Origin of the sequence: Demequina sp. NBRC 110056 (genome assembly GCF_002090155.1) — a bacterium.
In the GTDB taxonomy this organism is placed as follows: domain Bacteria; phylum Actinomycetota; class Actinomycetes; order Actinomycetales; family Demequinaceae; genus Demequina.
The window spans coordinates 1-12404 of record NZ_BBRM01000007.1; the positions used below are offsets into that span (position 1 = coordinate 1).

General features: G+C 68.6%; 11 protein-coding genes. 5 read left to right on the top strand and 6 right to left on the bottom strand.

The window, feature by feature from the left end; all coding sequences use genetic code 11:
- The 4 genes from B7K25_RS11580 to B7K25_RS13610 form a co-directional block, all read left to right on the top strand.
- Nucleotides 1-450: integrase core domain-containing protein (locus B7K25_RS11580; protein ID WP_144018994.1), on the top strand; the 450-nt coding region annotated here is incomplete at its 5' end.
- Nucleotides 451-524: 74 nt separating this feature from the next.
- Complete coding sequence (locus B7K25_RS11585) at nt 525-3107, top strand: lysylphosphatidylglycerol synthase transmembrane domain-containing protein (RefSeq protein WP_084106231.1); 2583 nt, start codon at nt 525-527, stop codon at nt 3105-3107.
- A 293-nt stretch (nt 3108-3400) separates the two neighbouring features.
- Nucleotides 3401-3814 (top strand): transposase, encoded by a 414-nt coding sequence (locus B7K25_RS14040; protein ID WP_084106232.1) that lies wholly within the window; start codon nt 3401-3403, stop codon nt 3812-3814.
- A gap of 320 nt (nt 3815-4134) precedes the next feature.
- Nucleotides 4135-4563, top strand: coding sequence for a hypothetical protein (locus B7K25_RS13610; RefSeq protein ID WP_144018995.1), 429 nt, complete (start codon nt 4135-4137; stop codon nt 4561-4563).
- Between the two features lie 899 nt (nt 4564-5462).
- On the opposite strand, the gene B7K25_RS14045 is transcribed toward B7K25_RS13610, so the two are convergent.
- The 5 genes from B7K25_RS14045 to B7K25_RS11615 form a co-directional block, all read right to left on the bottom strand.
- Nucleotides 5463-6143 (bottom strand): uracil-DNA glycosylase, encoded by a 681-nt coding sequence (locus tag B7K25_RS14045; RefSeq protein ID WP_084106233.1) that lies wholly within the window; start codon nt 6141-6143, stop codon nt 5463-5465.
- A 212-nt stretch (nt 6144-6355) separates the two neighbouring features.
- Complete coding sequence (locus tag B7K25_RS11600; RefSeq protein ID WP_084106234.1) at nt 6356-7030, bottom strand: TIGR00266 family protein; 675 nt, start codon at nt 7028-7030, stop codon at nt 6356-6358.
- Between the two features lie 39 nt (nt 7031-7069).
- A complete protein-coding gene (locus B7K25_RS11605; RefSeq protein ID WP_084106235.1) occupies nt 7070-7855 on the bottom strand; it encodes a hypothetical protein in 786 nt (261 codons plus the stop codon).
- Nucleotides 7852-8772, bottom strand: a complete 921-nt coding sequence (locus tag B7K25_RS11610) for an ABC transporter ATP-binding protein (protein WP_084106236.1) — start codon at nt 8770-8772, stop codon at nt 7852-7854. The genes B7K25_RS11605 and B7K25_RS11610 overlap by 4 nt, the downstream gene beginning before the upstream one ends.
- A 194-nt stretch (nt 8773-8966) precedes the next feature.
- The gene (locus tag B7K25_RS11615; protein WP_084106237.1) at nt 8967-10289 is read right to left on the bottom strand and encodes a hypothetical protein; all 1323 of its coding nucleotides are present in this window, start codon (nt 10287-10289) and stop codon (nt 8967-8969) included.
- A gap of 188 nt (nt 10290-10477) precedes the next feature.
- On the opposite strand from B7K25_RS11615, the gene B7K25_RS11620 reads away from it, so the two are divergent.
- Nucleotides 10478-11503: a cytochrome c biogenesis CcdA family protein gene (locus tag B7K25_RS11620; RefSeq protein WP_159450197.1), complete on the top strand. Its 1026-nt coding sequence runs from the start codon at nt 10478-10480 to the stop codon at nt 11501-11503.
- Nucleotides 11504-11764: 261 nt separating this feature from the next.
- On the opposite strand, the gene B7K25_RS11625 is transcribed toward B7K25_RS11620, so the two are convergent.
- Nucleotides 11765-12397 carry a redoxin domain-containing protein gene (locus B7K25_RS11625; protein WP_084106239.1) on the bottom strand — a complete coding sequence of 211 codons (633 nt, stop codon included), beginning with the start codon at nt 12395-12397 and terminating at the stop codon, nt 11765-11767.
- Nucleotides 12398-12404 lie beyond the last annotated feature (7 nt).

The following is a 12404-nucleotide window of genomic DNA, read 5'->3' on the forward strand; positions in this document are numbered from 1 at the left end:
GGCATCGGCTACGCCTACCTCCACCACGCCGTTGATGACTGCAGCCGGTTGGTCTACTCCGAACAGCTCGCCGACGAACGCAAGGAGACCGCGGCCGCGTTCTGGCATCGAGCGAACGCGTTCTTCGCCGACCATGGCATCACCGTCACCGCCGTGATGACAGACAACGGCTCGTGCTACCGCTCGAGAGTGTTTGCTCAAGCCCTCGGTGACAACATCACCCATGTCCGTATCCGGCCCTACCGGCCGCAAACCAACGGCAAGGTCGAACGGTTCAACCGGACCCTTGCCGCCGAATGGGCCTACGCCCAGACCTACCGCTCAGACGCCGCCCGCGCAGCCACCTACGACGACTGGCTCCATCACTACAATCACCATCGCGCCCACACCGCACTCGACGGATCAACGCCCGCCGACCGCGTTCACAACCTCACGGGGAAGAACACCTAGGGCGTCCGCAGGGCCGATGCGCGGGCTGGGTTGCGCTTCCCCGTTCTGAGCGCGTGACCTCCTAGACTCACCTCATGGCCCGGGACCGCTCGACGCAGGAGACCCCTGCGGACGACCCCATCGTGGCCGACCCGATCGTGGCCGAGCCGCTCGACGGCGACGCGACCGGCGGCCTCGGCGCGGAGCCGCTCGTGGAGGACGCCGAGCCGGAGGAGCCGGACCCGCTGCGTGGCGTCACAGTCATCGATCAGCCCTCGATGCGGGTGCATCGCGTCACCGACCTGATCGCGGCGATCGGCACCGTCGTGGGCGTGGTCCTCGTGCTGCTGCTCGGCGCGTACGGGCACGCCACCACGGAGGGCTTCGCCGAGGACGTCGAGGGCATCGCCGCTGTGCTGCAGCGCCTGCTCGTCGCCCCGGTCAACATCTTCTCCGGCATCGTCACGCTCATCGTGCCCGCCGCGGTCATCATCGATCTGGCCTCGCGCCGCGAGCCACGACGCATCCTCGAGGTGCTCGGCGCCGCCGTCCTCGCGTTCATCGTCACCGTCATCGCGGCGTTCACCACGCTCGAGTGGGGCGCCGACGAGCTCATCGCGAGCCTGTCGGTGCGGGGCTCGGACGGCGAGATGATCGTTCAGCTGCCCGCGTACCTCGCCGCCGTCGCCGCCATGCTCACCGCGGCGGGCCTGCGCACCACGCGCCGCGTGCTCTCGGTGTCGTGGACGCTGCTGTGGGTCGCGTCCGCGGTCGCGTTCGTGTCCGGCATCGTCACGCTTCCTGCAGTGGTCGCGGTCGTGCTGATCGGCCGCTCGTCCGGCCTGTTCCTGCGGTGGCTGCTGGGCTCGACCGCCGACCGCGCGTACGGCGCCGCGCTCGTCGAGGGCATCCGCCGCGCCGGCTTCGACCCGCGCCGCGTGGTGCGCTCGGACACGCACGACGGCTACGAGCCCGAGGGCATCGACGAGGTGTCCGCGGCGCTCGGACGCACCCGGTCGGGACGCGTCTACGACGTCACCACCGTCGAGGGCCACCGCCTCATCACCATCGCTCTCGACGGCGACCGCCACGCGGCCGGCTTCCTCACCAAGCTGTGGAACACCATGCGCTTCCGGGGCATCGATGCCCGCGCGGAGGTCAGCCTGCGCCACTCCGCGGAGTCCACGGCGCTCGCGTCGCACGCGTCACGCACCGCGGGGGTGCGCACGGCCCGGGTCCTCGGCATGAGCCAGGCGCGCGACACGATGATCACCGTCTACCAGCGCCCGCTCGCCACCCGCGCACTGAGTGACATCCCCGACGACGAGGTCACCGACAGCCTGCTGGACGCGGTGTGGGCGGAGGTGCGCAAGGCCAACGAGGCCGGCATCTCGCACCGGTCGCTCAGCGCGGACACGATCCTCGTGGGCGAGGAGGACAGCACCGGCGAGCCCGTCGTGTGGATCACGACGTGGGAGATGGGCGAGGTCGCGGCGCCCGCGCTGTCACGCCGCCTCGACGCCGTGCAGGTCATGGGTGCGACCGCCGCGATCGTGGGCTCCGACCGCGCCGTCGAGGCGGCGTTCCGCGCGCTCGGCGAGGACGTCGTCGAGCAGATCGCGCCGCTGCTGCAGACCATCGTGCTGCCCCGCGAGACGCGCCAGGCGGTGAAGAAGGAGAAGCTGCTGCCGAAGATGCGCTCGAGCATCGTGCAGCGACTCCCCGACGCCGAGATCGAGCAGCAGAACATCGTCCGCTTCGGCTGGCGCACGGTGCTCACCATCGCCGCCGCTGTCATCGCGGTCGCGGTGATCATCGCCGGCTTCAACACCCAGGACGTCATCACCGCGGTGCAGGAGGCCAACCCGTGGTGGCTGCTCGCGGCGCTCGTGTGGGCCATGTTCACCTTCGTGGGCGCGGCCCTCGCGATGATCGCCTTCTCGCCCATCAAGCTGCCGTGGACGCGGGTGCTGCTCGTGCAGGTCGCGGCGGCATACATCGCCCTCGCAGTGCCTGCGGGCATCGGCCCCGCGGCGCTGAACCTCCGACTGCTGACCAAGCGGCGCGTCGCCGGTCCGCTCGCGGTAGCCACCGTCGCGCTGGTGCAGGTGAGCGCGATCGTGGTGACGGTCGGTGGCCTGCTGGTGCTCACGCTCGTCACGGGTTCCGAAGGCACGCTGGCGGCGCTTCCCTCCGGCACGGTCCTGCTCGGCATCGGCATCGTCGTGGCGGTGGTCGTCGCGGCGATGCTCGTGCCCAAGATCCGCCGGTGGGCGCTGGCCAAGATCATGCCGCCACTGCGGCAGACCTGGCCGCGCCTGGTGCAGGTGCTCGGCCAGCCGCTACGCCTGCTGCTCGGCCTGTCCGGCAACTTCGTCCAGACGATCGCCTACGTGGGCGCCTTCTACTGCACGCTCCAGGCGTTCGGCCAGGAGCTCGCGATCATCGACGTCGCGGTGCTGTTCTTCCTGTCCAACGCCGTCGGTGCCGTGGTCCCCACGCCTGGTGGTCTAGGCGCGGTCGAGTTCGCCCTCATCACCGGTTTGACCACGTCCGCGGGCCTGTCCGTCGGCGTCGCGACGTCGGTCGTGATCGTGTACCGACTCATCACGTACTGGGCCCGCATCCCCCTGGGCTACGTCGCGATGCAGTGGCTGCAGCGCAAGGGTGAGCTGTAGGGACTGCAAGTGGTCGCTCCGGTCTGGTACTGGACGCGAGTTGGGCGCTACTACCGGTCTAGTCCGGAGGTTGCTGGGCAATGCAGACGATAGCTGTGGCTTCACCGCGAATCTCAACGACAGAAGTGGGCGCGCTCTAGGCTCACAGCGCTTTGGCATTACGACATAGCTCCAGGCACACAATGAAGGCAAGCGCGTCCCGTCGCGGCGCTGGCCGGTGCCGCAGGCCCGGCCTCTGTAGCGAAGATCGGTGAGGTCTGCGAGGGTGACAAAACTCCGCCAGCTCCAGCGGTCTGGTCGACAGCGTCCATGGCCAACCCGACGCGGAGTCCACGCGCGCTCTTGTGGCGACCTGCTCCTGTATTACGTCAGCGAGCGACCGCCCGGTGTCGTCGAGCGTCTCGACGCCGCGCGCCGACCTACTCGCGTTCACCGCGTTCCCGAATGACGTCTGGACACAGATCTCATCCAACAACCCCGCCGAGAAGCTGAACAAAGAGATCCGCCGATGCACGGACGTCGTCGGCAGACTCGCAACCCGGGAGGCAATCAACCGGCACGTTCGCGCAGCCCGTATGGATCAGACCGACAAGTGGGTCGAGACCATGCGCTACTTCGGACTCGCGACCCGCTCCCGCTGCCGATTCACCACAGTCCCCAGCGACGACCTCGAGGAGGTGACTGAGCCGCTCGCACTCACCGTCTAACGAAGGTACTCGCTACACCATTTGCAGGGACTTGACCCCGGAGACGAGGTCCGGCTCCGATCGAGGTCGAGCCGCTGGCCAGTCGAGCCGGCGCAATGCTCTGTCAGCCGTGCACTTGCCCAAAGGGGCATACGGTGAGCCGCACTGGCTGGCCAAAACTAACTCAGTAGCCTTTGTTGCGTGCAGGCGATCGTAGTCCTGGACACAAACGCTCATGAGGTAGAGCCACCCGACGCTGGGCGACACAGACCCGATTGAGTGGATCGCTCGCGACGGCGCATCGTCGAACCGAACGTGCAGCAACTTAAAGGAGGGCAGCCGTGAGCTTTGACAAGCACAAGTACGACGCATACGGCGTGGATGACATTCAGTTTCTCCTCGATGAGGCCGTCCGGAATCTTCTAGCGTGCCGGGTTGCCCATGCCCGCGCTGAGGAGTTGGCCGCCGCCATCGGAAGCGGCATGTTTGTTCGTCGTGATGTTCGGAGATCGCTTCTGGCCGCTCGACAGTGCAGGGACTGGGCAGAAGATCAGTGCACCCGGGTGACAGGTGAGGCTGAAGAATCACTCGCCAGCGCCCGAAGTGCTGCGTCGCGTGGGGATCTCTCCGGCGCGAGCCTCAGTCTTTCCCATGCACTTAAGGCGGCTCGCAACGCCGCTCGCAACAACCTGCAATTCCTCTCAGGGCTTGAGATCGCGGTGGACTACCTTGAAGGTCACCCCGCTCGACCTCGAACGAACGGCCACTAGGCCCGGGTGCGCCGCCCCAGTTCGAGGCAGATCGCACGCCTAGACCGTTGCGCGTAGCACTCTTGATGCGCATGCGTCGACTGCCAAGGATCCCAAGTGCGTCGGCGTCGTCGACGCTAATAGGGACTTGCTTCGCAGACGGGCTCCGCTTTGGCGAGAAGCTCATCGAGCATCGTCCACGTATCGGACTTCGCGAGGAGATACAGCGCTCAATGGCGTCGTGGACCGTGTCCAGTCGCTGAAGCACGAGCGGGTCGCGAGCCGTGGCCGCGACCGGCAGCACTCCGGTTGGCGAAAGCACGGCTCCAGAACCTGGTGCCTCACCCGACAGGCGAACGCAACCTCGACGCCCTCGGCCCAAAGCCAATCTCCTACTTCGTGACGACGGGCATCGCACCTCTCGACTACATGGCCCCGCGCGACTACGAGACTTGTGATCGTGGTGAGGCCGGCAAGAGGCATTGCCGCGCACGCGGCAACCATTGCATCCGTGGTGTCAGACAACTATCCACAGGCTCCGATCCCGCCGTTACCACGTTGCCTCGGGGTTCGTTCCCTTTGCGCGCGGCAAAGCTTCGGTGTCTGGCGGTCTGCGTTGTAGTCACTAGTCCCGGTACGAACTGCGCACCCACTTGCCGCTTTGGTGGACCGGGAGGGACGCCCCGCTGGCGAGCCCAAGTCCGGCGGTGCCGATGAGCGCCCTGTGCCGTGAATCCGTCGCCTCGCCAAACGGCGCGCAGTCTCATCCTGCGATAGGTCCGGCGCCCTGGAGGCCGTGGGCGGCTCCGGCGAACATCACCGTTTGGTGCGCGCGATCGAGAGCGGCACTACCGCGATCTCGACGTTGCCGACGGCCCTCCAGACGACCGCGCGTGTCGCGCGCTTCACGCGCCTGTCGATCATAGCGACCAGTCGACTGTCGCATTGGCTGGGAGCACACTGTTTACCTCGCTGAATACGCGGACACTATGGAAGGGCCGTTCACCCCCAGAGTTTCCCGCCATGGGATGGGCAGCACGGATGATGCGCCTGTCTGGGACACCCTGGAGTTCGGGGAGAGCTAGCTTCACTGCGTCTCCACCAAGCAGCACAAACACCGCTCGTGAGTTCGCGGAGCTCACGCTGCGAAGGACTTCGCGCGTGAACGGCTGCCAGAAGGCAAGATGTGACCTCGGCACCCTTTCCGCAACGGTCAAAGCAGCATTCAACAGGAGAACGCCCTTCTCCGCCCACTTCGTGAGATCGCCGGAACGCGGCCGAGAGAACGCGATATTCGGGTCGCGTTCTAAGTTCAGAAAGAGTCTATGGAGCGCAGATCGCTTCGCGACACCTCCCGGCTGGGAGAAAGCCAATCCGTCAGCACGCCCGACTGTGTCGTATGGGTCTTGGCCCAGCAGGACCACCCGCACCTGTCCGAATGGTGTGGCACTGAAAGCCCTGAACACTCGGTTTCGATCCGGGAAAACGCGCGCCGTGGTCGAGTAGATCTGCCCTAGGTCCGGAACATGGGGGCCGAGCAACGATCCCCACCGGTCGTGGAGGCGGGAGTAGTCCTGCAATCCACCTAGAGTGCTCGCCACGCGAACTAGCGTATTGCCTTAAGCGCAAGTGTCGCCTGCTACGAGGAGAGGGGGCCGCCCCTAACCCGCCAAGCGCTGCCCCGATAGAGAGGCATGTACTCGGCGCCTTCAGGCCGCCGACCACAGCGAAACATTCTCAGCCGTACCTGAGCAAGTGCTCAACTAGCGATGGGCCTCACAAGTGACACTAAGAATGCAACCGCGGCTGCGGCCTAGCTGCTGCGCTGCGGGTTGACCCGCTTGATCCAGTCGATGAGGTCGTTGCTCGAGCGGGTCTGCAGCCACACGCGCCCCGGGCCGGTGAAGTCGGTGACGAGGCCCTCGCCGCCGAGGATCGTGGACTTCCACGAGCCGGCCTTGCGCACGGAGTACTGGACCGAGTCGTCGAACGCGACCACGTGCCCGGTGTCGAGCGTCAGCGTCTCGCCCTGCTCGAGGGTGACGGACTGGATCGCGCCGTAGGAGGCGAGCAGCAGCTCGCCGGCTCCGGTGCAGCGCAGGAGGATGAGGCCCTCGCCGGAGAAGAAGCTCTTGCCGCCGCCCCACTTCGAGTCGACCTCGATGGACGCGTCGGACGCGATCCACGATCCGGACTGCACGAGCAGCGCACCGGAGCCGGACAGCGTGACCTCCGCCATGTCGCCCGGCAGCGTCGCTGCCACGCCCACCTGGCCGCCGGATCCCGAGTGGAAGTCGTTGACGAAGAAGCTCTCACCGCCGAGCGAGCGCTTGAGGCCGCTCATGAAGCCGCCTCGAGTCGACGTCTCGATGGTGATGTCGCCGCGCGTCATGGCCATCGCGCCCGCCTCGACGCGCACGGAGCCGCCCGGCGGGATGGAGATGGTGCCCATCGCGAAGGCGGGGCCGGAGGTGATCGATACGTCCATGGGGTTCTCCTCGTCGGGGTTGACGTGCTGCAGGGGGGTCTAGGCGTCGCGCCGGCTCATCGCGACGGACGCTGCGATGCAGGCGCCGACCGACCAGGCGAGCAGCACCACCGTTCCGAGCCACGGGCCGATGTCGTCCGGCGTCACGCCGAACGAACCGGCACCGATGATCGAGTCGCCCGCACCGCTCGGCAGGTAGGCCGTGATGTGCGCGAGCCACTGGAGTCCGAAGAGTCCAGCGAAGGGGAGCACCACCAAGAGCCCCACCACCGCGGTCACGGCGATGCCGCTCGAGCGCACGAGCGCTCCGATGCCCACGGCCATGATCGCCGTCATGATGCACACAGCGGGCACCCCAATGAAGATCTGCCAGGTGTGGCCCACGGCGAAGTCGATGGTCGCGCCGACGTTGCCGAACTTCACGAGCGTGGTGACGACTGAGGTGATCATCACCAGGATCGAAACGGCGCCGGCGAAGATGCCGAGCGCAGTCGCCTTCGCAGCGAGCCACAGGTTGCGCCGGGGCACGACCGCGAACGACACGCGGTACATGCCCGAACTCCACTCGCCGGTGGCCTGCAGCGCGGCGTACACGGCGAGGATCACCCACGGCGTGAGGATGCCCTTGGCGCTGGTCACCGCGGTCCACTCGGCCTCGACCCCCGGCTCGGGCGGCGGCTCGCTCGAGGTCGCGAGGATGAAGATGCCCATCGCCACCGACACGATGAGGATCCACCACATGGACCGCATCGTCGTGACCTTGAGGAGCTCGGAGCGCACGGCGCTTCCGTAGCTGAGCTTCGCATTGGCGACGGTGGCGCTCACCGGGCCGCTCCCTGCTGCGAGTCGGCGTGGTATTCGACCGCATCGGCCGTGAGGCGCAGGTACGCCTCTTCCAGGGTCGCGTTGGTCTTGACCAGCTCGTGCAGGTCGAGCCCGGCGCCCACGGCGAGCTGCGCGATGCGCGGCGGCTCAAGCCCGTTCACCACCAGCGCGTCGCTCGTCCGGGTCGCCTCGGCTCCCTCACCCGCGACCAGCGCCGCGAAGGCCTCGTCGTCCGACGTCTTCACCGTCACGGCGCCCGTGGCCGCCTCCGCGGTGAAGTCCGCGACCGAGCCTTGGGCGAGGATCTTGCCCCGGCCGATGACGACCACGCGATCGGCTGTGAGCTGCACCTCGCTCATGAGGTGGCTCGACAGCAGCACGGTGCGGCCCTCCGAGGCGAAGTGGCGAGCGAGGTTGCGCACCCACAGCACGCCGTCGGGGTCGAGTCCATTGACCGGCTCGTCCATGATGAGCGTGGCGGGGTCGCCGAGCATCGCGGTCGCGATGCCGAGGCGCTGTCCCATGCCGAGTGAGAAACCCTTGACGCGCTTCTTCGCCACCGAGTCGAGGCCGGTCATCTGGATGACCTCGTCGACGCGCCTCTCGCCAATGCCGTGGGTCGCGGCAAGAACGCGCAGGTGGTTGCGCGCGGTCCGGCCGGGCGTGACCGACTTCGCCTCGAGGAGCGCGCCCACCACGTGCATGGGTGCCGCGTGGGCCGCGATGTGCATCCCATCGATGGTCGCCGTCCCGGCGTCGGGCCGGTCGAGACCCATGATCATGCGCATGGTCGTGGACTTGCCCGCGCCGTTCGGCCCGAGGAAGCCGGTCACCGAGCCCGCGGGTGCGGTGAAGGAGATGTCGTCGACTGCGCGCTTGGGGCCGTAGGTCTTGGTCAGGCCTGCTACTTCGATCACCGGGGACTCCTTCGTAGGCGGCTGGCATCGACGCTAGCGCAGGGATCGAAACCACGTAAAGAGGAAGGAAAGCGAGTTCCCGAGAACGTCACCTCGACCCGCGGACCCACCCGCGAAAGGACCGAGGGCCCCGCACCGGGAGGCTGGCGATCCGCCCGGGTGCGAGGCCCTCGTGTGAGAGAAGGAAGCGGACGTCAACCGGTGACGCCCACCACCTCGTTGAAGGCGACGCCCGCATCGGCCGTGCGGAACACCTCGCCTCCGACGTAGTCGACGCTCGTGATGGTCCCGGTCGCCGGGTCGGTCACGAACGCCATGCCCTCGACGACCGCGAGCGCCGGGTGGGCGGTCTGCCACTCCTCGGGCACCTCCCACGCGTCGATGACGGGGATCGTCGAGGTCACGTCGCCCGTCGCCGGGTCGATCACGCGCAGCGAGCCGTCGGTGCCGAGCACCAGCACCTCGCCGTCGGTGCCGCGGCGCAGGCCGCGCCAGGTGTAGGTCGCGTCGTCACCCGCGAACGGGTCGACGGTCGTGATGGTCTCGCCCTCGGGGTCGATGAGCGCGATCTCGGACAGGCCCAGCCCGCCCTCGGGGTCGGACTTGTAGTCGCCCAGGACGATGTCGTTGCCGTCCGTGGCGAACAGGTTGCCGATGCGCCCGAAGTCGGTGGGGGACGTCAGCTTGTGGACGTGGTCGCCGTGGAAGACGGCGACGCCGTCCTCGCAGCCGAACGCCACGAGCTCCTCGTCCTCGGCGGTGTGGAAGGCGGTCTCGCCGTGGACGCCGGGGCACTCGTCGGTCGACGCGATGACCTCGCCGTCGAGCAGCGCCTGCGCTCCCGAGCGGGACTCGTCGTCGCCGACGGTCGTGTAGAGCACGCCGGCCCCGTCGATCACGGCCACGCCGTGGTGCGGCGACTCGGCCGTCCACTCATCGATGGCGTGCACGTGGGCGTGCTCGACCATGTCCGCCCACTCGCTGATCTCGACCACGGTGACGTGGCCGGTGCCGTCGTCCCACAGCGCCGCCAGCTCGCCATGCGGCACGACGTGCCCGGGCACCTCGGCCTCGACGATGACGTCCGTGAGCGCCGGCTCGGCGGTGTAGTAGTGGAAGTGATCGCCGTGCGCCTGCGACCAGGTGCCCGCGTCCAGGACGGCCCAGCCGCCGGTCGTGGACACCGCCACGTGGCGGCCGTCGCCGGCGTCGCTCAGGCGGTTGAAGCCGTCGAGCGGAAGATCCGCGACGGTCTCGAGGGATGCCGCGTCGAGCACGACGATCCCGCCGTCGTAGGTCGCGACGATGCGCGGGGTCGCCGAGGCGTTCTCCGACGCGGCGTCCGTGGCCTCGTCGTGGTCGTGCTCGGCCTCGTCATGGTCGGCCTCATCGTGGCCGGCAGCTGCCGTCGTGTCGTCGAGCGGTTCGTCCTCGGTCGCGCACGCGGTCAGTGCGAGCGCGAGCGCCGCTGCAGCGGCCACGGCGGCGGTGCGGGCGGGTCGGGCGGTGGGGAGCATGTGGTCTACCTGGCCCCAGGGGTGGGGCGTCCTTTCGATTCGAGTGGCCGGATCATCCCGGCAGTCGCCACCGTACACGATAACGAGAACGGTTATCAATCGCATGAAGGGAAGCAACCCGTCCGGCGACCGCTCCGCCCCGAATGCAGATCAGCCCCCGCCTAGACTCCTGCCAGGAGAGGACCTTCGTGATTGACCCCACCGCCGCCGCCTACGCGCTGCTCCTCGGCGCCGTCGCCGCCTTCAACCCGTGCGGCTTCGCCCTGCTGCCGGCCTACATCACCGTGCTGGTGACGGGCAGCGCCGATGCGGGCGTCACCCGCGCCGTCGCGCTCCGCCGCGCGGTCGGGTTCGGGCTCGCGATGACCGTGGGCTTCATGGCCATCTTCACCGCGTTCGGCCTGCTGTTCGGGGCGGTCAACGCCGGCCTGCAGGGCTCGATCCTCCCGTACCTGTCGTACGTGACGACCGCCATCGGCGTCGTCCTGATCTGGCTCGGCGTCGTGCTGCTGCGCGGCGGCGAGCTCAAGGGCCCCGGGCTACGCGTGCGCGGCACCGCGCCCGGCAAGGCGTTCTGGTCCCAGGTGGGCTACGGCGCGACGTTCGCGCTCGCCTCGATGAGCTGCACCATCGGCCTCTTCCTCGCGATCGTCGCCCAGGCGCTCGCCGCCACCGGTCCGGTCGGCGCGGTCGCGCCGTTCCTCATCTACGCGGCGGGCATGGGCGCGTCGATCCTCGCGGTGTCGATCCTCGCTGCGGTAGCAGGGTCGTCGGCCGCCTCAGCGCTGCGGTCGAAGACGCCGCTGCTCATGCGCATCGGCGGCGGGCTGATGGTGCTCGCCGGCCTCTACGTCCTCGTGTTCGGCCTCGCCGAGGTCCTGCCGCGCTACGGCGTCACCGCGCTCAACCCGGTCCTCACCACCACCGCGAAGTGGCAGGGCGCGGTGTCGCAGTGGATCGACTCGTGGGGCACCGTCGCGCTCGTGGTGTTCGTGATCGTGATCGCGGCCGCTGTGGTGTGGATCCTCGTCGCCAGCCGCCGCGCGGAGGGGGGACACAGCACCAAGGACGGCAGCAGCGCCGATGCGGTCGCCGTCTCCCGCTCGACGTCACCCGAGCAGGGCGAGGGTTCGCAGGCGCCTGCGGCGCCCCGCATCCAGGTGGCGCCGGCGGCGACCCTCGACGCCGTGCGCGCGGCCGCCAAGTCCGACTGACCCGGCGGCGCCAGACCGGTCACGTGGCGAGCCCACTCGCCCGGCCTACCCGACGACCGTTGCACTGCCACGGCGGCCACCAGGCCAGCCCGCGCATCGGCGCTGCGCACGCTCCACCGCTTCTCAGCACCCCTGCCCTGAACAGCGAAAAGGATCCAACTCACTGCTCCAAGGCCGGGGAACAGCGAGATGGATCCGATTCGCGTGAAAGCGTGGGGTGGCACAGCGTGGGGTGGCGCGGTGCGGGCCGCGCCAGACCGATCAGGTCGCGGCGAGCTGCTCCGCGGCGTCGAGGATGCCCTGCTCGCTCAGCGAACCGGGGATCGACTCGATGGTGCCGTCGTCATTGATGAGGACGAAGGCCGGCTGGTACGAGACGCCGAAGTTCGCCCACAGCACCGCCTCCTCATCCATGATGTGGTCGAAGCCCTCGAGCTCGTAGAACTCGACGAACGCCTCGGCGGCGGCCTGGTCGGAGCGGCCAGGCAGGCCGTAGATCTCGACGCCCTCGGGCAGCTGGGCGCTCGCCGCGGCGACCGTGGGGGCCTCGGCCTGGCACACGGGGCACCAGGATGCCCAGATCCACAGGATCGCGTCGGTGCCCGCGAGGCTCGCGCCGTCGAACTCGCCACCCGCGACCGTGGGCGCGGTCCACTGGAGCTGCTCGGGGACGGCGACCTCCTCGGCCATCGCGTCCTCGGTGGGCTCCCTCTCCATCGCCTCGTCCGTGGGCTCCTTGTCCATGGAGTCCTCCATGGCGTCGTGCGTGGACTCCATCGTGGCCTCGGGCTCGGTGGAGGCGTCCTCCGGTTCGGAGGAGGCGGCGCACGCGGCCAGGGACAGCGCGGCGAGCGAGGTGAGGGCGACGAGACGGGTGGTGTTCAGCATGCTCATGGGAGGC